Below are 20,848 nucleotides of genomic sequence, written 5' to 3'. Positions count from 1 at the left end.
TATATATCGAGTGCGGTGGGTGTGCCCGCGTCAGTCGATGTCGAGGCCGTGTCCGCGGTCTCTGCCTCGATCGCGTGTGGGTCCGGTGGTGAGAGTGCGCCAGCTGCGGGCAGCGATGGCGCGGTGTTCGTCTGCGGCAGCGGCAAGTCTGGGATTGTCGATGTCCGTTGCGGGGCGGGTGTTTTCAGCCCAGGGGAGGGTGAGTCCGTCGAGGAGTCGGCGGGCGCTGCCGGGCTGTCCGTTGTCGATCAGCAGGAGGCGGCCGTGTGCGGGGACCAGGGCGGTGGCCACCGCCGCAAGGGCGTCGGGGTCGGCGGCCGCGGCGTCCTCAACGACGATGACCGGTCCGCGCCGAGTTGGTTCGTGGATGGTGATCTGCTCGGCGAGGTGGTTGAGGCTGAGCCGGTCGGGCTGTGGGGTCGCGGTGACGCGGACGTGGTGGCGGTTGGCGGCGGTGGCCGCTGTGTGGATCGCTTCGGCGAGGTCGGGTGTGTAGCGCTCGGCCGCCACGGTGGCCACGACGTAGGGCACCGACAGCGCGACCGCGGCGGGGTCGGTGTGTGGCCGCGCCATGGCGAGCGGGTCGGCGTTGCGCCAGGCGGCGGCCAGGACCTCGACGAGCGCACGCTCAGTGGCATGCATGCTTGCGTGCACGCCTTCGTCCTGGGTGGTGGCGTGGTCGACGACGTGCCGATCGGGGAGGGCTGCGGTGCGGGACAATGCGTCGGCCAGCCGCCACCACAGCGCCGCGGCGGGCATCTCATCGGGCAGCGGTCCTTGGCGTGCCGCGACGGTGAGAGCATCGCGAATGTCGTTGGTACGGGCCGCTCTTGTGAGGTGGGCGGCCAGGGTGGGCCAGTAGGCGTCGGTGCGGATGCGGGGGTCGATATTGTCGAGGAGGTCGTTCAAGCGGGCGGGGTCGGCGCCATCGCGCTCGATGGCGTCGGTGCCGTGGCGTTGCAGGAGGTCTTGGATTGCGCGGGTGGCCACCGGGTATTGGGGTGGGCCGGTGAGGCGGGTGTCGGTGTCGTCGACGCCGGCGGCGGCTCGGAACACGGCGATTTCTGCGGCCAGAGCGGGGTTGGCCGTGACCAGGGGCTGTGCCCAGCTCGGCGCGGTGTCGGGGGTCCAGGCGCGGGCTTGTTCGCGGATCTGCGCGGCCAGCTCCTCGACAAGGCTTTCTCGGCGACGCAGGTAGTCGCCCCACTGCGGGTCGCCGGCCAGGGCGGCGGGGATGGCGGGCAGCCAGCGCAGCGGCCCGCAGTCGCGGCCGGCGGAACCGGTGGGGTCGATGCGGTAGTCCAGCACCGCGGCCGGGTCGGCGGCATCGTCGAGGCCGCCTCGAGCGCGGGCGGCGGTCAACAGTTGGCCGGGATCGGCACCGGAGAGCGCCCGGATGGTCAGGCGACGACGCAGCACGGGCCACGCTGCGCAGGTACTGAGATCGGTATGCACTGATTCAGCGAGGGCGTCGAGACGGTCGCGGGCACCCGCGCCGAGCTGGTGCTCGGCCGCAGCGCCGAGGGCGTCGGTGAACATGTCTGCGGCCGCGGTCAGTCTGCGGGTCGGGTCGGCGGCTTGGCGGGCGGCGGTGGTGGCCGAGACCTGGCCGCCGTCGCGGGCCACGATCCGGGACAGGACGTCCACGGCGGTGTCGGGGTGGGTGGCCTTGGGGGCCAGGATGCGGTGCGGGTCGGTTTCGGCGGTCGAGAGGTAGAGGTGGTTTTCGGCGCGGCCGCGGGTGAGGGCGACGTAGAGCTGTTGGCGGGTCAGGTGCTCAGCACCCACCACGTGGCAGCTGTGCCCGGCGGTGGAGCCCTGGGCGCCGTTGATGGTGGCGGCGTAGCCGAGGGTGACGTGTTCGGTCACGTAGTCGGCCGGCAGGGTGATCTCACGCCCGGTGCCGCGATGACGAGCCCGTAGCGCCCCGTCGCGGGCGACGTCGAGGATTTCGAAGGTGTAGCCGTTGCGGACGTAATCAGTGCCCGACAGGGGCAGCCAGCGGGCGTTACGGCGGGTGCGGATGACGTCGCCGACGCTGGCACGGAGTTGGTCCGCAAGCACGGTTTCACGACCCGGGCCCCAGTTCGGGTCAGCCTCGATGAGGGCGGCCAGACGTGCGGTGCGGGCGCGGGCGTTGAGGTCGTCGACGATCGCGTTGGTGGGCCCCAGGAGCAGGCTGTCGCGCCCGGCGTTGCGGTCGGCCAGCCACGCCGAAAACGCGGTGTCCGCGGCGGTCTGCTCGGCGCCGACGTGAATGCGCCCGGAGTCGATGTAGAAGCCGATCCCGGCCGGATCGCCGCCACGCAGCGCCAGCGACGCCGCGGCCTCGGAGCGGGAGTGAAACCGGACCACTTCCGACAGTGACAGTGCCTCGGTCTCGGTGGCGATGTCGCGCAGCACCCCGCCGGCCGAAATCGACGCCAACTGGCAGTCATCAGCAACCAGCCGCACACTCGCGCCCTTGCCCTGCGCGTCAGCAATCATCGCGTCCAGACCCGCGGTCGACGCCATGCCGGCCTCATCAACGATGATCAACGTGTCCGGTCCGATGTCGTTGAACCACTGCGGTGTTCCGAACGTCGCAGCGTTGTCCGGATCAGCGCAGTGGACGTACTTGTCGAGGGTGTCGGTGGTCGCGCCCAAATCCTCCCCGAGCACGATCGCCGCTGCCGCGGTCGGGGCCAATCCGAGGACATGTCCACCAGAGCTGCGCCACGCATGCGCCAGCGCGGCCATGGCCGTGGTCTTGCCCGCCCCGGCGGGCGCCAGCGCCAATGCGACGCGACGTCCGCTGGTGGCCATCTGCTCGACGAGCGCGGCCTGACCGGGGTTAAGTGGCTTGCCGCGGGCGGCCGAACCGGCCAGCGCGATATCGACCTCGGAGGTGGTGGCGACGCGGCCGTCGCAGCGTGCGACAGCGGCCAGGATGCGCTGCTCTGCGGCGAGAACTTCGCGGCTGGTGTAGGTCGCCACGCCGTGGCGGCTGTAGACGCTTGAACCGTCGCGGCGACGCAATGCGACAGGCTCACCCAACTCGTCGTCCTCGCCACGGGCGTGAGGCACCGAGAACGCCTCAGAAAGTGCGGTGCCGGTGAGCCGTTCGACAAGCTGCGACACGTGTGCGACACCCTCGCTCCGCACGACCCGAAGGGCTTCGGCGCGCACGTGGTGGGCCTGCCAGGTCGCGCGCGATTCGGACACGGTGGCGATCATTGCGACAGCACGCGACGCCACCCATTCCGCGGTGATTTCCGGTGCCTTCTGGACGCGCCGGGGGCCCAAAACTGTGGCCAGCATGCGTTCCAATCCATCGTGGCCGAGCACCTCGATAGCTTGGTTGCGCCAGGTGGCGCGCTGCTCTGCGAAAGAGCGCGGTTCGTGCTTGGCTTCGCGCGATTCCAGCGTCGCTTGTTGAGCCAATGCGAGGGATTCGATGGTGGTGGGTTCGCGGCCGTGATTGTGCTGGAACTGCTTGGCCAGCTCGGCGGTGCGGGCCTTGATCGCGATGCCACGACTCGACCAACGCATCATCAATTCCGCTGACATCCCAACGATCTCGCGCACGGGTCGTTTACCCCGTCCACGGGACGCCTCGGCGAAGTCCACACCGAGCCGGTCGATGGTGTGAACTTCCATGCGGGTGTTGTACATCTCCGAAGCCGCCACGATGAGCCGGTGCAGCGGTTGACCATCCAGAGCGAGCCAGCGGCGCACCCCATTTTGGTCGAGGTAAGACACCTTGTTGGCGATCGCTACATGGGTGTGTAGATCGGGGTCCCCGGCACGTGAATCGCGATGGGTGAACACCGCGGCGATGAGCCCTTCGGTGTCGACTTGTGCGACACCGTTGGTGCCGGTACGGGTAAAGGCGGCGTTGTCTTGCAGCCACTCCAACACGTCGGCCACCGCGGCTTCGTGAGCGGCCTCGATCTGCTCGGCAATCTCTCGCGGGGCAATCGCCCACAGCGCCGAAATCGACTTCACCGGAGAGAACGTCAAGTCATAGCCGGCCACCGCTGTAGTGCGTGCCCTGGTGGCCCGCGCGACGAACCCTGACAGCTCCCGTTCATCGGCCGGGTCACGGCCAAACTGCTCAGCGAACATCTCCCGAGCCACCTGTGTACGGATGCCTGCCCGCACGTCATCGTCGATAGTGGCGTTGCCCGCCAGACCGGCCCCGATGTTGTGCGCGCGGAACGCTTTCCCGACACGACGGGTGAACTCCGACGAGGGCTCCTCCCGCACAGGGTATTTACGACCTAGCTGTGCGGCCGCGGTCGCGGGTTGAGCGCGCAATCGCGGGGACAGATGGGCAAAAATCTTGTCGGCGTTGGGGTGCCAACCCAGCCCAAACAAGGCCTTCATTTGCTCCTCGGTGACCACCGATCCGCCTTCGACGGCCCACACCTGTTGGCGCACTTCGCCGCTGACCTCACGGGCTCCTGTGTCGGCCAACGCGGCCAGGCCGCGGCCCATCCAGCGGCCCGGCGATTCGCCCTTGGCCGAGTAATAGTCAGCCAGGCTGGAGCGGCCCCGCTCGGTGCTGTCGGCGGCAGCGACCTGCCGCACCAGGTACAGGTAGCCGTCCCCGGCGGTCAGCTTGTGCATCGACATCAACGCCGCATGCACCCCTTGGCCCGCATGAGCCCGAAAGTACGGAGCCAGCCGCAGAAAAAACCACCACCAGAAGCAACATCTCCAACCGCCGTTACCAAACCGTGACCTTCATGCAAGAGGTGTGTTGTGTTTCGGTCTGTGGAAACAAGGGATGGGAATGAGAGGAGCTGGGACGCGGCAGCGCGTGTGCAGCACGATGGGGATGAGAGGCGTTGAGCGATAGTCAGATCGGCGAATGGGATGGCACAGGAAGTGCTAGTGCTGAGGTGTTGTCAGTGGTGGTTGGGGCGATGGTGCTGGCGCTGCGCTCGTCGCACGGTGGCGGCGTTGAGAGTGGCATGCACTCCGGGGCGGTCCTGGGAACCGATGAACAGCACGTCATCACGGCGGGTGTGCGGACCCCATCCGTCGCTGACGTTGACCGTTGACCGCGACGACCGACCCTGGCGCTACCTGCGTCCGCCAAAACCAGGCATCGCGCAGCGTTGACCCGCTGTCGCCATATATCGGCACCTGTGCCTTGCACCCGTTGGGCTGTCGTTTGTAGACCCGCAGCAAGTACAGCAGACGCAGCCCGTGAGCGAGGGCATAGTCGTGCAGCGCGACCCACTGCTGTACCGCGCCGACATCACTGCTGTCTTGCCGCTCGCCAGGGGTTGTGAACAGTGTGCGCGGTTGCTTGCGTTGAACCGCCAGTACGACAACGACAATGATCGCGGCCAGCACCGCCAGAACAAGCAGATCCACAGTTCACAAGTGATCGTCGAATCGGCGCGCATAGTGGTCGCGGGCTATACGTCTGTCGGCGTCGGCGGCATCACTGTTGAACGCAGTCGCCAGCCGCGCGTATCCGGCGTCGAGATCATGCTCGCCCAGCACTTCGGGCTGGCTCACCTGCCGGGGCTCGCTGGGAGTGGGCGTCGACATCGTTCAAGGATAAGCCGTAGCGGTGCGGGTGGACGTGGGTTGAGGGGCAGCGGGGATGTGCGGTAGGGGTTGCGTCGACCACGCTGAGCGTGTTCCTAACCATCAGCCCCGTCCTCCCCGCACGTGTACAAGGCTTAGTCGTTGGAACGTCCGAACTTCTGCGCGGCTGCGAGCTCCATAATGATGCCGGACGACCCCAAGGATCCGTCGCCGTACGTGCCTCTGCCGGCGCACCCGTCGATATCCGCGACGTGTTTGGTCTGCTTGCTGGTACCGATTAGGAACGCCGACAGGTAGCGCCGAAGGAGGTTGAGCTTGAGCATTGCAGGCAGCCCGTGATCATCCACGTAGGTGGCGGTGGCGCCAGTCGCCATGCGGATACCTCCCCGACCAGTAGAAGTTCCTGAAAGCCTGAGGACACAGCACGACTACTGACCGAGGGCACGCCGCGCTTTGCCTGATGCCGCGGCTCGGGCCACCGTCAGCTCGCGGCGCCGGGACGCGCGCCGTCGAGGCGGCGGTGGATCACCGACAGGGTGCCCAGCACGTCGAGCGCATCCTGCTCGGACACCTCCCAGACCAGTCGTGGTTCGTGGGCGGCGGGGTTCCGGAACGCAGCGAACACTCCTTCGGCAAGAAGCGCGACGCCGTCCTGCTCGTTGCGCTCGGTGACAGTGGAGCAGTCCGTGATCAGGACGCGCGGGGACTTCCCTCGGAGCGCCGCCTGCACGAGTGCACGGCCGTCATTATCGAGTCCCGACTTCTCCCGCAGCCGCGCTCCGAGGCCCTTGACCGCTTCGAACACGGCCTCGTAGCAGTCCGTGCGCAGCAGTTCCTCACGGCAGTGGCGGACAACTTCTGGATGCGCGCCGCGCTCGGTCAGGCGGCTGCGTAGACGCTCGCTCCGCGCAGACGCTTCGGACGCTGTGGCCGCTGTCATGGCAGCTCCGATGCGTCCATCTTCGCGCACCCGGTAGCCCGACAGTGACAGCACCTGGGTCAGCTCGTCCCGGGCCACTGCGGCCTTGGCCTGGCGGTCCCAGATCGTGTCGGGCTTCATCGCCGCGGTGATTACGGCCAGGATCGGCCGCCCGTCCCGCTGTGAGTACTGCTTCTCCTGCATGCTGGCGGCGACGCGCTTCCACTTCGTCTGGCGCTCGCCGAGGGGGTCGGGCATGCCCACCGATATGAGGATCCGTGTCAGCTCGGGGCCCGTATACAGCTCTCCGATGATCCTGGCGATGTTCTCAATAGACCCGTGACCGAACGGTGCGACCGTAGCTGTCATTGCAGCAGGCTATCGTCGCGGGCCGACAGGCCAGGGACACGCGGACACGGTCGTCTCACCCAGTGGTTTGGCTCATCTCCAAGCGGCGGGAGCGAACAGGATGTCGAGCCGCTGCGCGGCAGTTGAGAGTTCCCCGGGGGCCGAACGCGACATCCACGAGACGAGCGAGGGCGTCGTGCGCGGCTTGGTGAGTTCCGCGTCCATTGCGAGCGGCTCGTACGGTCAGCCAGGTCAAGGCCAGAGATGTGATGGACGACGATGTACGCCGCGTCCCTGGGCTCGGCCTCACGTGCCGCTGACACGTTCGTTTGTGTTGGAACGGAGAGCAATTCGGTCCGCATCGGCGCTCTCAGGAATAAATCGCCCTCGGCCGCATAGTGCCGCTTCCCTTTCGGGTGCGTGCTGTCTGCCAGCCGTGTCGCTGACGACGGCCCGAGCTTCGGGGTGCGTCCGCATCGGTAAGTGCTTGCTGATCATATGCGGAACCGGGGCGGTGCTGATCGCACGAGTGGGATAACTCAGTCCGTTGTTGGCCAGATCCGCCATCACAGCGGTGTCGGTTTCCCCGTCCGGCAGAACTTCAGCATCGCCCATATCGGCGGCTGAGTATCGTCACCTGACTTGGCCCCGCCTAATTCTCCCCAAGGATTGGCCGACTATGCCGCCGGGCTGCGGCAAATCTCAACAGCTGAGACGGGACGCGGCGGAGACACGCGCTCCGATACTGTGCGTGTGCGTCGAGTGAGCAGCGTGGAGGGTCGGGGGGAGCAGATTGCATCGAGAGGTGTTCGTACAGGCACTCCGCGGACTGGACATTCCCGAAGAAGTTCTGCGGGATGTTCCCGATCTCCCGCCGGGTGTGCAAGGACTGTTGGTATACGGCAGCCGGGCTCGGGGAGATGCGGTCGCAGACTCAGACTTAGACCTACTGGCTCTATCTGAGCGAATGTCGCCGAGCGTATATTCCGGCCTCGTTAACGTGAGCTTCTACACAGTCGATCAGTTAAAGTCGGGCGTTGGAACTCTATTTGGGGCGCACTTGCGACGCGATGCGCAGATAGTTTGGGATCCGACGGGACGACTACACGACGTCGTGATTGGCCTAGGTGAGGTCGACACAGCTCGCCTGTTCAGCCGGGTCAGAAACATGTCGAAGGTCTTTGGCGCTTTGGACGCTGACCTACCCAAGTATCTAACCGGTCTCCTTCGCGAGGCTCGTTACCTGCTTCGAAGCAGTCTCTACGCGCAGGCAATTGCCGCTGGCGACCCGTGCTTCTCAGTCCGAGAGATTGCGACCCGCCACGACGACCCGTCGTTAGTTTCCCTTTTGGCATCTCGGCACGAGGGTCCACCTCAGGTCGTTGACCTGCGGGAATGCTTAGTCCGACTTGAGCGCGTACTTGGTGAGTTGCCTCCGAATCCTCACGGCTCTCTTGAGGCACTGATAGTTAACGAATGGAACGACGGAGGCGATCTCCTGGCGATTGGCTTTATGGCGCTTGGTCTTGTTGGTGCGGATACTGGTTATGCGGAGGTGGATAAGATTCTTCTATGAGCCAGAACTCAATTGCGTTCGTCGGCGATGTGCACGGAAATTCCGATGCCCTGCGGGGTTTGATAAGTCACATCGAGAAATTGAACGTCCAGAAAACCGTCTTCCTCGGAGACTACCTAAATAAAGGCCCCGATTCGGCTGGTGTAATCGAGCTGCTACTCAATGAATCGCAGCGGCTGCCCATGGTGCTGCTGAAGGGGAACCACGAGAAGGTTCTCCTAGACGCGCTCGAGAGTGCTAATCTAACTCACTTTCTCAAGATCGGGGGAGCGAAGACGATCCATTCATACTTGCGCCGTCCGGTAGGCCCTAATGTTCTGGCTGAGTTTGAGTCGCGGATACCTGTGACGCACATCGATTTCCTTCGAAGTATGCCGGACAGTTTTGAAAATGCGGATGTGGTTGCTTCGCATCTACCACTTTCATCGCCCGAGGATCGCTACAGAGTGTCAGCGCATGTGTCGGTCGGCGCAGTGCCATTGATCGAAACCAGCAGTGCACGAATTGATACCGGATGTGGATCATTTGCACACGGCCGCCTAACCGCATTCATATGGCCGGCGAGGACTTATTTTCAGGTCGACAGCGACGGCTCGCCTGTCATTCAGAACTAGGCCCATTCATCAAGTTTAGTTGCCAAGCTTTTCGAGAAGCCAGCGCGCGCGCCCCTCGCCATACTGGTTTCCCATGGCTGTATTGAGATCTAGACATTTCTGTGCCCGGGACTTGGCCTTGTCGTCCTGGCCAGCGGATCGATAGCACTGAGCCGTCACAAGATACGCGATTGCTTCACCTTGTCGATTACCGATCTGCTGATTTATTGCCGCGGCACGTTCCGCGTTTTCTATCGCCTCCGTGGCCCTTCCCAATCGAAGGAGGGTCTGGGCAAGAAGGATTTCTGCGTTGGCACGTAGAGTGTCGGGTGGTACGTCGCGTAGCCCGGTTATAGCCTTTTTTGCAAATTCCTCTGCAGACTTATGGTCACCGGTCCTCCCGTGGATACGGGCTATGTTGACCAAGGACTGAGAAATTTCGACAGTATCATCATGCTGTTCGCGAATTTCACGCGCAGATTCGAATTGTTTTAACGCCGAGTCGTAGTCTTTCACGGCTTGGTAAGCAATTCCGAGGTCGTCGAGTATCCGGCATTTGACCCTCGTAGAGAACGGATCGCTGTCCACCAGGAGCGTCAGGGCATGCTGCAAACGGCCAATTGCGCCGACTTCGTCCCCTTTCCGGCGAAGTATGCGGGCGTCAGCGGCGAAGGTTTCAGCTGCCAAAGCTGAGTGGAGAACGCCCGGCCCGGTTGCAAAGTAGTCGATTACGCGCTGGATTACCCGCCGGGCGTCGTCGAGATCGCCGCGACGTTCGAGAAACTTTGCATACGCAAGTTGCTCTGGCGGGCCGCCGACCGCAGCGGCTTCTTGTAGCTTGTCCCCACCGATACCCGGCTGACCGAGTTCAATCAGCTTCTCGCCATCGCGGCGCAGGTTTGCCGCCCGAAGAATATCCCTACCCGAAGTTGGGAGAAGTTCGACGTGTCGGGCCACCTTCCTAGTCGTTGCCGTGGCCGCCCACCCTTCGAGGCGATCGGTGATCTTGGACTTTAGGTCCCGAAAGTCGGAGGGACGTTCATACATCACCGCGTGAGTGGCCGCCATTTGGTCCTGGAGCGATTCGATTCGCGTATCAGGTGACTTGGAGGGCAGAAACGCCACCCACACATCCCGCATAGGCTGTTCAGGCCGGCCAAGCTCCAACAGTCCGGTGAACAACTCCTCCTCGGTGCCGGACGTGAAGCCCCAGGGGCTCCCTGGTTCGCTACCCCAAGACTCTTTGAACATGGTTATCAGGTAGTGGGATTCGCCGATCAGCTCGTTGATTGCCTCCTGGGGTCGCCGCGCGGTCCCGCGAACGCTTTCCCAACCCACCATCTTGAATTTGACGCCAGTCGATCCCTGTCGCGAGTTGTGTTCGTCGATGCAGGTTGAGATCAAGGTTCGCTCCGTGGTGACGTCGCCGGGCGTCGCGACGAACACGTGGAGAGGAAGGGAGTCTGGCATAGGGCACCTTAACCTGAGTTGCATAGGGTGCTGCGCCGACGGGCGGTGCTGCATCCGTGCACCCAATCGTTGCTGTGTCCGCCGCGCGGGTGGAGCCGCCGGAGCACGCACAGGCGAGCGCGGCCCCGTAGCCGAATGTTTCACCAGTTTCCCGAGCCATACTCTAACAACGTGATACAGCGAACAGAAATGGCAGAGCCCGCCTGAACTGCACTTTTGAGGCGCGCGTCGAGGCACAGGCAACGCCAAACAGCTCCCTGGGGTCAAATGGTCGCAGGGTCAAATCTGTCAGAACGACACCCACAAGACGCTGCGAGCAGCTCCGCCTGCGTGTGCTACGACTGGCGGCTTACGTCTCAAGCAACGTGCATTGCCATTCGGCCCTCGCCAGCAGCTCATCAAAGGTGACGATCTCGGGCTCATAGAGATTCCGACGATAGAGCTCGAAAGACTCGTATTTCTCTTTCTGAATCCCTCCCTGACCTCGTAGCTGATCAAGCGAGCCGACGATCAGAAAGGAACGCGGACGCACCACATAGGTGTACTCGCCGGTCTCCACCCCGTCGCCATCCTTATCCGCGAGGCGGTCCTGAATTTCACGCGTCGCAAGATGCACTGTCTGCTGAATCTGAACGACACCACCACTGAGCTCTGTTGATGGGGCCCAACAGCCCGATCGATACTCCTTATCAACAAGCAACGTTCGATGGTGCTTTATCTCGGCAAAAATCATGGCGCTGATGCGGCCGTTGGTCCGCATCAGCGCATCTGTTCTCTTCCCAGGGCCTGAGATGGACGCGCCTGTCACAACCTGTTCCAGCCGTTCCGGGCTCCAGCTGGTAATCAGTTGGCCCGCCAGGTTCGCCCCCAGAAGCCAGGGTTCCATCTCAAATAGGTTCTGCCACACCTTCTCCGGACTACTGTGGTCGGCTGCAACTTCATCAAAGAGGTCAGAATCTTCGAGAAGTCTGCGGAAAAATCCCACGACCGTACGGCGACGCGAGATCGCAATGACGTCGGCAGCGCTCGCGTCGAGCTCGATTAGCCGTCTTAACGATCCCGGATCTCGTCCATATAGCGCTGTCATGGCTTCCGGATCTCGAAAGAAATCCTGAAGGACTTGGTCATCAATTCTGACCGAGGTATCGCCTTCGACAGGGATGCTGTTGACCATCCTGATGACGTCGATGAGGCGCGTCGCTCCAGTCCGGTCGAGATCAAGCAGAACCTCTAGTTTGCTAGAACCCGGATTTGTTGGAACTCTTTGAATTACGAGGCGACGAACGTTACCCGCTTCGCGGGCAACCTGAAGCTGGATCTGTTTGCGGCCACGGGGCGTCGTCGCCACGATGTACTCCTCGATGTCGTTATCGAGCTCGGTTGTTGACGCGTCGTCGAACGTCGGTTCATCGAACACCTTTGTCACATATCTGGCTGGCTCGCCGTGGTCCCGGGATGCCGGAAGGTTCAATGTGAAGCTCCGCGAAATGTACGTCCGGTGCGGGAGTCTGCCCTCCGCCCAAGTCACCTCGTTGGGAGGCTCCGGGAGCGAGAAGATGCTCTTGAATGCCATAGAATCCCCCCTACTTTCCATCGCAGGTCAATGACACCGATCGTAGGGCTATACACGGAATGTGTGGTTGATTAGCGCTCCCGTGAACCCGACTTTTCTTAGTCTGTCAGTGGCAATCCGGAACGGCTGTGTTTCGGAAACGGCAACGCGTCAGTTACCGGAGCTGGCAGCCGACGGAGCAAAGCTGCGCGCCGCTAGGGGCAGGTAGTCAAAGATTTGTGGCGACGAGATTGATGTGAACGGATTTGTGAACGAAACCGTGCGGAACGGGGGCGACCGCCTCGACACGGCGTGACATGGGAGACGCCAAATCGCAGCCGACCTGCGCATTAGCGACGTAGGTATAAGCGCGAGATTCCGACCGGCCGGCTCATAACCCAGAGGTCGCAGGTTCGAATCCTGTCCCCGCTACTATGTGATGTCGCAAGACATCGGAATAGCCGCGGACCTACTTTAGGTCCGCGGTTTTTTCCGTTTGGGGCCTTTGGGTGCGCCGGTGGGTTGGTAGTCCCTGGTGGGGTCGAGGGTGAAGTCGCGGAGTGTTTCTCCGGTGGCGGCGTCGATAATGGTGATGCGGTGGTCCTGGGCCAGGATTAAGACGCGGGTTCGCTAGTGGTGTCGGCCTATGCCGATGTGGTGGAGTCGTCCGTTGACTCGTAGGGTGACGGCTCCGGCTTGGTCGACGCGGTCGGTGCGTACGCGGTTGTGGGTGTCGAGTCGGGTTGCTGGGTCGGCTTTGGGGCGGCTGGTGTAGATCGTCGTGGGTGTTGCGTGGTGGGGCAGCGAGCGATGTGGGCGGCGGTGGTTGTATTCGTCGACGAAGGCGTCGAGTTGGGTTTGTAGTTCTGCTGTTGTGGTGGCGCGGGGTGCGTTGGTGAGCCATTTTTTGAGGGTTTGTTGGAAGCGTTCGACTTTTCCGCAGGTGGTGGGGTGGTTGGGGGTCGAGTTGATTTGGTGCACGCCGAGTCGGTGCAGTTCGGCTTCGAAGATGTTGCGTCCGCCTCTGCCGCCGGCGAGGCGGGTGGTGAAGACCATGCCGTTGTCGGTGAGGGTGGAGTACGGGATGCCATGTCGTTGAGTGGCTTTGACGAACTCGGTGACGACGATGGTGGCGGTGACGCGCCGGTGGGCGGTGACTGAGATCGCGTGGCGGGAGCAGTCATCGAGCCAGGACTCCGATTTCGGTGTCTGCGCCGCCTGCGAGCCGCCAGTGGGTGAAGTCGGCTTGCCAGCATTGGTTGGGTAGTTCGGCGGCGAAGCGGATGTAGGACGATTTTGGCCGTTTCTGCGGAGCGGGGTCGACTAGGCCGGCGGTGTGTAGGTGGCGGCTGATGGAGGCGGTGGATACGCGGAGTTGGTGGTGTTCGAGGTGCCAGGCGATGGTGTGGGGGCCGGCATCGAGACCTTTGCCCGCTAGTTGGTGGCGTAGGTCGATGATCAGGTCGACGGTGGCTTGTGGGAGTCGGGTGGGGCTTGTTTTCGGGCGTCTGGAGCGAGGTTCGAACGCTGCTTCGCCCTCGAGGGTGTAGCGGCGCACCAGTCGGGAGATCCAGGACTGGGAGACGCCGTAATCGCGGGCGACCTGCGACTGAGAACGGCCTTCGACGAGTACAGCGGTGACGACCAGGCGAGCCTTCGACACCAGCTGAAACTGGCGCATAGAGCTATGCCGATGTCTTGAGACACCCTATTCCGATGTCCTGAAACCCCACACTGTCCCCGCTACCCAAGTTCGAAAGTTCGAACTTGGGTCCTGATAAACAGGGCGTAAGTTCGAACGTTTCGACGTTTTGACCCCTGTTACGCCGGTTCGTGCCGTGTGTGAGATCGATGTCAGCTCCTCGTCGAGCAGCTTCTTCAGATTCGGATCAAGCAGTCGCTCAAACAGGTCAGTCAGGCGCGCGTCGACAATCTCGTCGTCTGACAGGTTGAGTCGGCTGAACATTGCTTGATTCATCAACCGCCTGCCCCGGCTTCCGCTTGCGACGTAGGCCTGGTGGGGATCACGCATGAGCTCAAGGGCGTGGTCCAAACTTCGCTGTAGCTGATCGCGACTGAGCAGGCGTTCCTTGAGTACACGCTCGGCGGCTCCAAGCTCAATGTTGATTCGCTCTTGCTCGCTTCGTAGTTGCTCGAGCGGAACAGCTCCCTCGTAGTGCGCACGGAGCAGCATGGTGCGCTCAGCCGTGAGGTCGCGCACTGCCTTCTCGGCGTCACGGACGTACTTATCGCGTTTTGGTAGCGCGGTGTCGAGGTACTGGATGACCTCACGACGGATGGACGCGCGGTCCTGGTCGCTGCGGCTGCGTGTGCGCCAGTATTCTTCGATAAGCGCCTCGATGCTCATGATGGACATCGTTCGAAACTCGCAGTCCGTTCTGCGTTTCTTGGTCCGAGGCAGTAGACCCTCTGACTGGAGCAAGGTCTTAACGCCTGCGCCACGGAAGCGTGCTTCCGAAAATTCGGATCACGCGGTCGAGTCGGTCCAAATCGACGGACGAGTGACGTCTGGCCACGAAGACGCTCAATGTAGTGATCCAAACGATGACTGCCAAAACAGCGATGAGCGAACTGATTGCGAGCACCTGAACCCCAAGCTCTGGCATGAGGCCTTGACTCATGCCACCGCGCGTGGGCAGTCTCGCAGCATTCGCCCCACCCGCCAAGGCAGGCTCAATCCGTGCGGGCCTGGGCCTAGTCTGCCCTCGGATCGTATACGCATCGAGTCGAGTTTCGCCGGTACTTCCGCGCAGGGAACTATGCGCTTCGGTGCGAGTACGCCGCTCCAGGGCCTGCGCGAAATACGTCCCGGCGTGTCGACGGCTGGTTGAGCTGATATGTCCGTATCGCCATTGATGCTGAAGGGCTACGACAAGAGGGCGTAGCTGACTGGCGTCGTCGGCACCACTGCGGCGGAGTCACCGCAACTGTTCTGCTGCTCGCTGGGAGCCGGGCGGTGGTCATGCATACCGGAGCCGATGTCCGACGGGGAAGTCAGACGCTCGGCCCCGGGAAAACCTTGAAGTGGCGCAGACGGGAGGAATGCAGCTAATGGCAAAGTCCAGTAGTACTCGGGTTACCAGCGCCAAGGTTGCGAAGCAGGCTTCGGCGCTGTTGAGCAATCCGAAGACGTCGGCGAAGACCAAGTCCGTGGCCGCCAGCGCGTTGTCGCAGGCGAAGAGTAAGCGGAAGTAATTCCGCTTGTTCGGCTGACAGAGCCGGCTCCTCTGTTCAGTCACGGGTCTCTTGTCTCGATAAACACGCATTGCGACGGTTGCTCGTATCGGACCGGCGCGAGCTCCTTATGAATTGGTCGCTCGATGCGACGCAATGAAACGAGCTGTGAGTGACAGACGATGGAATGTGCGGACCGGTTGGAGAAGCGATGTCAGAACACCGCCGTGAAATCACCAGCCTTGGCGCGGAGCTAGCCGCGCTGAGACCGGACTTGGAACTAGAGGCGCGACGTCGCTATCCCGTCCACCGGACCAGCCGCACCGAGGAACGCGAACCGATTCGCAGCGACGACCGCAAGTACGTCTACGAGCGCGACGGCTTTCGGTGCGTGTGGTGCAACGCGGTAGAGCGACTGACACTGGACCATGTTGTGCCCTGGTCAGCCGGTGGTTCGGACCACGTCGACAACCTGCGGACTCTTTGTTGGGACTGCAATGGGCATCGGTCGAACTTCCGACATATCGACGATTCGTGGCAGCCACTGCCTCTGACGTATTTCTGTATCAGCTGTGATGGTGACGGTGTTCACGGCCATCCCAATGACCACCCCGGAATGGCGCCAGTATTCTGCTGGTGGTGTCGGTCTCCGTCGACTGGTATCCCGAGCCGGTGGTGGGATGAGAACCCGAATTTGTTTTGGGATTACGACCTGAACTGGCATCGGGAGAAGCCGCCGGGTTTTACGCGCGATCTATGGGAGCGGTGGGTCTCGCATAAGAAGTTCCCGACAGTAGCGGCGCCAGTCGAGGTGCCCTGGGAACACATGAATATCGATCTTGCATGCGCTGATCTAATGGATTGGTGATCGGGTGAACGTGTGTGTTCGCCAGCTAGACGACGAACGCGACGCTGTATCTAGCGCGGGTCACTGCCACATAGAATTTGGCGATATCTCCTGCGTCCGCAACGTTTCGTGTCTTGAGATACTTCTTCATCTTACTCGTTGGGAAGATAAGAACACGTTCGTAGGTGCGCCCTTTGGACAAGCCGAAGTTGATGGCTTTATAGCCAAGGGTATTGGCGGTGACCATGTATCTCAGGACAGTCGGCCGGTAGGTAGACATGTAGTCATCAACTTCGGCTGCGGTGATCTGGAAGATACCGTCGTGAGATGTCTGTTCAGTGTTTCTTGAAGTTGTTCGAGGCAGATTGGGGTACAGGGCGTCCGCGAAGTCACAGATTGCCTGGTTGCAGCGGTAGCTCTCGTTGCGCCAGTCAATGGTTAGTTGTCCGGAGGCGTCTCGTTCTTTGAACCACATATAGAGGTTGAGACGTTGGTAGTTGCTGTATTTGGTGGTATTGCTTGTGGTGTAGGTGCTTTGTCGTGGGTCACCGACCATTGTTAGTGAGATGCTGGAAGCGATGAGCAGATCAAGTAGATCAAGATCGTAGCCGACCAAGTCCTGGACTTCGTCGACATAGATTTCATCGTAGACGTCTTCAATGCGGCTGATGACCTTGCCGTTGGATTTTTCGTTAACGCTTACCGCGAAGTCGGCGGCGTTATCGCTGTAAATGTTGGATTGTGCGTCAATGTAGTAGCCGTCGACATCAACCTTGCGTGCGTATTGCCCCGGTTTGGTGGTGAAGTTAAGCGTCCGAACCCTGTTAGTGTCGGTCAGGAAATTTTGATACGGTTTGATGCAGTCGCTGAGCAGGAATGTGAACCATGTCTTAACGGTGACGTTCCGAGGGACTGCGCCAAGCCTTTTCGTAATTCGTTCGACTATCTGGGCTGCGTTTTCAATGGTGTACGTCGTGATCAGGATGCGGCCTGCAGGGTCCGCCTCGGCGATGGCCTGGATGATGGATTCAGTTTTCCGAGAGCCGGCCGCTGCGAGGATGACGCGATTATTTGATGGCATTGAAAATATACTCTGGCATTGTTACGGTTTCCTGGGTGCCGAAGATGGCTAGGGCACCGGTTGTCTTGTTATTGTCATTCTTCATGTGAGCAAGAATCTTGGCATCGTCGGTGAAGCTCTTGCCAAGGATTCGGTTCATCTTTTCTCGACCGTTGACGGCAAGGATGTGATCCTCCAGGCTCGGCAGGGTGGCGTCATCGCTGCGGTGGATGGTGATGTTGTCGTATGGGGCGAAGTCTTTGAACTTCTCGTCGACGGCTTCGGGCTTGCCATCGTTGTCGGTCACGACGTGAACGGGCTTCTTTAGATGAGCGGCGATCTCGAGGAACCGCTTCGAAGACAGGCCTCGGGCATTGAGCACGTCGATACCGTCGTGGATTGGTAGCCGACCGCCGTGGGTGTCCATATAGGCACGCTGCACGACCAGCTCATCGGATGGGCCTTCGACGATGATCGTTTCGCGGGCCAGCACTAGCCGCAGCGTGTCGTAGCCCGACAGCTTCATAAAGTAGTCCTGCGTCGTGGGGTCCAAATCGGTCATCTTGGCGGCTTGCTGCTCGTGGAGAAGAATGAGCTTTCCGAGCCCGAGCTTATTGATGACGTACGAACTGTGCGTCGTAATAATGACCTGGCGTTCTTTGCATTTATCTTCGATCTTGCTGATCAGCTTGTTCAACGTCGCATACGAGAGGTGATTCTCGGGCTCCTCGATCAGAATGGCGTGAGATTCCTCGAGGCGTCGGTTGATCGCGAGGAGGATTTTCATCGTGTTCTGCTCGCCCGATCCAATCATCGTGAACGGTAGGTCGTCGAGATGGGGGACTAGTCCGGATTCCCAGCCCGACTGTTGCGATACGTCAATGCCAAGTTTGAAGGTCTTGTCACTCACGTCTCCCTTCGCCTGGTCAAGTATGTCGTTGATAGCGCTAATGGAGTCATTTGCCGCAAATGTTTGCTTCAAGTCACGATAGGCGCGCGACAGTTCTGTTCGTTGTTGGTCGGTCAGGTGCCCCTTGATGATCTTCTGTAGGTAGTAGTCAGCGCCGTTCTGCAGCCGAATGTTGGCAGCGTTGATCATCGAAGCTGCGACGGGTATGCCCCGCTGTGTTATGGGGTTTCCCGAGAATGCTAGCCACTCAACCTTGTAGTACTCGACCGGGATCGTCGATGCGGTCTTGGCGGCAATGAAAGCACTGTATTCTTCGGCGTACTCGTCGTTGTATGCAATGCGAAGGCGGATGCCTGGCTTGTCAATCTTCTCCAGGTTATTGGTGCCGGTCAGATGCGCCGTTTCGGGGTCTTTCTTTAGGAACAAGTCAACGATGATCTCGGGTTGCATTGGATTTGAACCCGCATTGACCGCTTTAAGATACTGCTGGGCTGCCGACTGATTAAACAGATGAGGTGAGATTTCCGACTGTATTGGTCGGCCCGCTACTCGTCCCGTCAATACGAGGTTAATGGCCTCTAGAAGGGTTGATTTTCCCGCTTCATTATCTCCAACAATGATGTTGATATCTTCGTTGAAGTCGAGACCAAAAGTCTCATAGGATTTGAAGTTTTTGATAACAATTCTCTGTAGCATGCATCATCCCCTGTTGAGCATTGTATATTAACGTGGCCGTAATGCCGTGGGGCTCCAACGCCTCGCGTGTTGACCGTTTTTGTGCCCGCTGCAGCCGTTGATCGAGTACTTGTTGGTGACGGCCCTTGGCTAGTACTTATGACCCTGGGGTCTGACTGCCACTCCGGCATCCTTCAAGATGCCCAGTACCGTGCTCCGTCCTAGCGACAACTCTTCGGCGACTTGTCGGCTGGTCTGTCCAGACTCGTACGCCTCCACTACTGCCGCCCGCAGCCGAGCGGTCAGACGCCGTCGTAGCCGTGGTGGTGACACGAGCCTCTTGCTAGCCACTGCGGCCGTCATCTCTCGCTGTTGCTGGGGCTGATAGCTAGGACTAAAACGGGCCAGAGCTACTAGTGTGGTGTCGCAAGACACCGGAATAGCCGCGGACCTACTTTAGGTCCGCGGTTTTTCCGTTTTTGGGCCGTGCGGAGAGCCGGCGCCTACGTAATTGCGGGCGTCGAGGCGGGTTACCGAGGCCGCTTTGGTGCGACGAGTGGTCAGCGCACGCAGGGGATCCGGGCGCCGGACATCTCGGTCAGATCGGTCGGCGCGGGTGCGTGTGTTCCGGTCGCGGTCGCGTCCACCGTCATGATCTCTGCGGGCGCCGCCGTTGCTCCCGCGCCCGACGACATTCCGCTCTCGTAACCGTTCACGGGGTAGTCGGCACCGATGGTGACGACGACGGTGTTGAGCGGCACCGCGGAGGACGATTCGGACGTCACGGCGATGGGCAGGTCGTTCGCGACCGCGGCGGCTGCGTGCTCGGCGCCGGGGCCGTACTCGACGGTGGTGGTATCCGACAGCGCCTCGGCGGTGCCGATGTCACCGCGGGTGAAGCCGTGGGCGCTCAGCTCCTTGGCGACGCTGGTCGCCAACCCCGTGTGCCCGGTCGCATTGACGACATTGACCGCGGCCGGCTCGTCGGTTGACGTCGAAGGGTCTGCGGGGACAGGAGGGTTCGGCGAGCCGGTATGAAACAGGTTCTGCACGATCGATCGGATCGTTGTGACGTCGACGATGTTCACGTCCTGCCCGAGCGGGTCCTGACCGAATTCTCCGATCGGCAGCGTGTACAGCGACATCGGCTTGTCGCTCAGCGCCGATGCCTGATCGACGAACTTCATCATGTCGAATCCCGCGTCGACGGCCACGTTCTGCTTGGCCACCTCCGCGAGGTGTCGCAGCGCAGCGGGGTTCGACAGGGCGCCACCGTCCCGCACGGCCTTCACGAGCGAGACGATGAACGCCTGCTGGCGGCGCGTGCGGTCCAAGTCGGTGAAGAGGTCGTTGTTGAGGTCGCGGCGCTGCCGGACGAAGGCCATCGACTGGGCGGCGTCGATCTGCTGGACCCCGCGGTGAAAATCGGCGCCTGAGAAGTCGTCGGCGGTGTCGTCGTTCAGGCACACCGTGATCGGCTGGACAACCTGCGCGATCTGGAAGAAGGCGCCGAGGGTGACCTCGATGAAGTGGTCGACGGGAACGCGCAGTAGGTCGCTGATCGTGTTGATCTGGGCCTTGCGGCCGGCCTCGCGCGCGACCTGCTCGTTGGCCGCGGGATCGGTGGACGTCGACGCGCTGTCGGCGAGTGAGTTCATCGTCTCCTGGTAGGCCAGACCGTAGGCCTGCTTGATCTTTCCCTGGCACTCGCCACTGGGGCAGCCGTGCAGGTGCACGTAGTCGTCGCGCGGGATCGACACCGCGGTCACGGGACCGTTGCCGCCCGGCACATGCAGGAGGATGAGCACGTTGGCGTTGTAACCGCCGACCGTCTCGTCGCCCGCGTGCAGGGCGTCGTACAGATCCTTTGGCAGCGGATTGCCGTGCTGATCCAGGCGGCTGTCGAGACCCATGATGAGGATGTTCTGGTCACCTCCGGTCGAGGTCGCCGCACCTGCGAGCGCCTCGGAGGTGGTGATCCCGCCTGCGATGTTGCGGTACACCGACCATCCGACGCCCGTGACCGCGATCGTGACGACGGCGATGAGAGCGGCGACCGTGCGGAGGACGACCCGCCCGCGGCGCGACGGACCGCGCCGCGGCATACGGTGGCGCGGACCTCCCGCCTGCGGCAGCACATCGGTGACCGGCCCAGC

Annotated in this window: 16 protein-coding genes; 3 read left to right on the top strand and 13 right to left on the bottom strand. The window is 61.8% G+C overall.

The window, feature by feature from the left end; all coding sequences use genetic code 11:
• Nucleotides 1-30: 30 nt before the first annotated feature.
• The 5 genes from mobF to G154_RS24600 all read right to left on the bottom strand — a co-directional run bounded on the left by mobF (nucleotide 31) and on the right by G154_RS24600 (nucleotide 6,835).
• Nucleotides 31-4,617 carry a MobF family relaxase gene (mobF, locus tag G154_RS24615; protein ID WP_023985470.1) on the bottom strand — a complete coding sequence of 1,529 codons (4,587 nt, stop codon included), beginning with the start codon at nucleotides 4,615-4,617 and terminating at the stop codon, nucleotides 31-33.
• Between the two features lie 384 nt (nucleotides 4,618-5,001).
• Nucleotides 5,002-5,367, bottom strand: coding sequence for a hypothetical protein (locus G154_RS24610; RefSeq protein ID WP_019511225.1), 366 nt, complete (start codon nucleotides 5,365-5,367; stop codon nucleotides 5,002-5,004).
• Between the two features lie 3 nt (nucleotides 5,368-5,370).
• Complete coding sequence (locus G154_RS26625; protein ID WP_155944857.1) at nucleotides 5,371-5,547, bottom strand: hypothetical protein; 177 nt, start codon at nucleotides 5,545-5,547, stop codon at nucleotides 5,371-5,373.
• A 134-nt stretch (nucleotides 5,548-5,681) separates the two neighbouring features.
• On the bottom strand, nucleotides 5,682-5,921 hold the full coding sequence (locus tag G154_RS24605) for a hypothetical protein (RefSeq protein ID WP_019511227.1): 240 nt from the start codon (nucleotides 5,919-5,921) through the stop codon (nucleotides 5,682-5,684).
• A 107-nt stretch (nucleotides 5,922-6,028) separates the two neighbouring features.
• Nucleotides 6,029-6,835 carry a TIGR02391 family protein gene (locus G154_RS24600; protein ID WP_019511228.1) on the bottom strand — a complete coding sequence of 269 codons (807 nt, stop codon included), beginning with the start codon at nucleotides 6,833-6,835 and terminating at the stop codon, nucleotides 6,029-6,031.
• Nucleotides 6,836-7,619: 784 nt separating this feature from the next.
• Here G154_RS24600 and G154_RS26215 point away from each other — a divergent pair.
• The gene (locus G154_RS26215) at nucleotides 7,620-8,390 is read left to right on the top strand and encodes a nucleotidyltransferase domain-containing protein (RefSeq protein ID WP_267885082.1); all 771 of its coding nucleotides are present in this window, start codon (nucleotides 7,620-7,622) and stop codon (nucleotides 8,388-8,390) included.
• On the top strand, nucleotides 8,387-9,004 hold the full coding sequence (locus G154_RS26210) for a metallophosphoesterase (RefSeq protein WP_081650103.1): 618 nt from the start codon (nucleotides 8,387-8,389) through the stop codon (nucleotides 9,002-9,004). Before G154_RS26215 ends, G154_RS26210 begins: the two co-directional genes overlap by 4 nt.
• A gap of 15 nt (nucleotides 9,005-9,019) precedes the next feature.
• On the opposite strand, the gene G154_RS24595 is transcribed toward G154_RS26210, so the two are convergent.
• The 5 genes from G154_RS24595 to G154_RS24580 form a co-directional block, all read right to left on the bottom strand.
• The gene (locus G154_RS24595) at nucleotides 9,020-10,453 is read right to left on the bottom strand and encodes a lipopolysaccharide assembly protein LapB (protein ID WP_023985471.1); all 1,434 of its coding nucleotides are present in this window, start codon (nucleotides 10,451-10,453) and stop codon (nucleotides 9,020-9,022) included.
• A gap of 349 nt (nucleotides 10,454-10,802) precedes the next feature.
• Nucleotides 10,803-11,870 carry a Shedu immune nuclease family protein gene (locus G154_RS24590; protein WP_234713127.1) on the bottom strand — a complete coding sequence of 356 codons (1,068 nt, stop codon included), beginning with the start codon at nucleotides 11,868-11,870 and terminating at the stop codon, nucleotides 10,803-10,805.
• A 765-nt stretch (nucleotides 11,871-12,635) separates the two neighbouring features.
• Entirely contained in the window at nucleotides 12,636-13,061 is a 426-nt protein-coding gene (locus G154_RS27245; protein ID WP_234713128.1) for an integrase core domain-containing protein, read from the bottom strand.
• 124 nt (nucleotides 13,062-13,185) lie between these two features.
• Nucleotides 13,186-13,668 carry a helix-turn-helix domain-containing protein gene (locus G154_RS27240; RefSeq protein ID WP_234713129.1) on the bottom strand — a complete coding sequence of 161 codons (483 nt, stop codon included), beginning with the start codon at nucleotides 13,666-13,668 and terminating at the stop codon, nucleotides 13,186-13,188.
• A gap of 45 nt (nucleotides 13,669-13,713) precedes the next feature.
• Complete coding sequence (locus tag G154_RS24580) at nucleotides 13,714-14,373, bottom strand: hypothetical protein (RefSeq protein WP_131701334.1); 660 nt, start codon at nucleotides 14,371-14,373, stop codon at nucleotides 13,714-13,716.
• A gap of 1,014 nt (nucleotides 14,374-15,387) precedes the next feature.
• Here G154_RS24580 and G154_RS26205 point away from each other — a divergent pair.
• A complete protein-coding gene (locus G154_RS26205; protein WP_330218777.1) occupies nucleotides 15,388-16,068 on the top strand; it encodes an HNH endonuclease in 681 nt (226 codons plus the stop codon).
• Nucleotides 16,069-16,093: 25 nt separating this feature from the next.
• Here the strand turns inward: G154_RS26205 and G154_RS24570 are convergent, their stop codons facing one another.
• The 3 genes from G154_RS24570 to G154_RS24560 all read right to left on the bottom strand — a co-directional run bounded on the left by G154_RS24570 (nucleotide 16,094) and on the right by G154_RS24560 (nucleotide 20,797).
• Entirely contained in the window at nucleotides 16,094-17,128 is a 1,035-nt protein-coding gene (locus G154_RS24570; RefSeq protein ID WP_019511234.1) for a UvrD-helicase domain-containing protein, read from the bottom strand.
• The gene (locus G154_RS24565; protein ID WP_023985475.1) at nucleotides 17,115-18,713 is read right to left on the bottom strand and encodes an ATP-dependent endonuclease; all 1,599 of its coding nucleotides are present in this window, start codon (nucleotides 18,711-18,713) and stop codon (nucleotides 17,115-17,117) included. Before G154_RS24565 ends, G154_RS24570 begins: the two co-directional genes overlap by 14 nt.
• Before the next feature lie 539 nt (nucleotides 18,714-19,252).
• Complete coding sequence (locus G154_RS24560) at nucleotides 19,253-20,797, bottom strand: LCP family protein (protein ID WP_019511236.1); 1,545 nt, start codon at nucleotides 20,795-20,797, stop codon at nucleotides 19,253-19,255.
• Nucleotides 20,798-20,848 lie beyond the last annotated feature (51 nt).

This window comes from Mycobacterium sp. VKM Ac-1816D, from assembly GCF_000416385.1.
Taxonomy (GTDB): Bacteria; Actinomycetota; Actinomycetes; order Mycobacteriales; family Mycobacteriaceae; genus Mycobacterium; species Mycobacterium neoaurum_A.
Note: the sequence above shows the minus strand (reverse complement) of the source record. Positions and strands in the feature narration are given on the sequence as shown.

Coding starts and splice junctions, on each gene's coding strand:
- G154_RS24600 (WP_019511228.1), bottom strand. CDS start 6,835: ATGACAGCTACGGTCGCACCGTTCGGTCACGGGTCTATTGAGAACATC.
- G154_RS24580 (WP_131701334.1), bottom strand. CDS start 14,373: ATGAGCATCGAGGCGCTTATCGAAGAATACTGGCGCACACGCAGCCGC.
- G154_RS24560 (WP_019511236.1), bottom strand. CDS start 20,797: ATGCCGCGGCGCGGTCCGTCGCGCCGCGGGCGGGTCGTCCTCCGCACG.
- G154_RS24605 (WP_019511227.1), bottom strand. CDS start 5,921: ATGGCGACTGGCGCCACCGCCACCTACGTGGATGATCACGGGCTGCCT.
- G154_RS24595 (WP_023985471.1), bottom strand. CDS start 10,453: ATGCCAGACTCCCTTCCTCTCCACGTGTTCGTCGCGACGCCCGGCGAC.
- G154_RS24565 (WP_023985475.1), bottom strand. CDS start 18,713: ATGCTACAGAGAATTGTTATCAAAAACTTCAAATCCTATGAGACTTTT.
- G154_RS24570 (WP_019511234.1), bottom strand. CDS start 17,128: ATGCCATCAAATAATCGCGTCATCCTCGCAGCGGCCGGCTCTCGGAAA.
- G154_RS26210 (WP_081650103.1), top strand. CDS start 8,387: ATGAGCCAGAACTCAATTGCGTTCGTCGGCGATGTGCACGGAAATTCC.
- G154_RS27245 (WP_234713128.1), bottom strand. CDS start 13,061: ATGGTCTTCACCACCCGCCTCGCCGGCGGCAGAGGCGGACGCAACATC.
- G154_RS26205 (WP_330218777.1), top strand. CDS start 15,388: ATGTGCGGACCGGTTGGAGAAGCGATGTCAGAACACCGCCGTGAAATC.
- mobF (WP_023985470.1), bottom strand. CDS start 4,617: ATGTCGATGCACAAGCTGACCGCCGGGGACGGCTACCTGTACCTGGTG.
- G154_RS26625 (WP_155944857.1), bottom strand. CDS start 5,547: ATGTCGACGCCCACTCCCAGCGAGCCCCGGCAGGTGAGCCAGCCCGAA.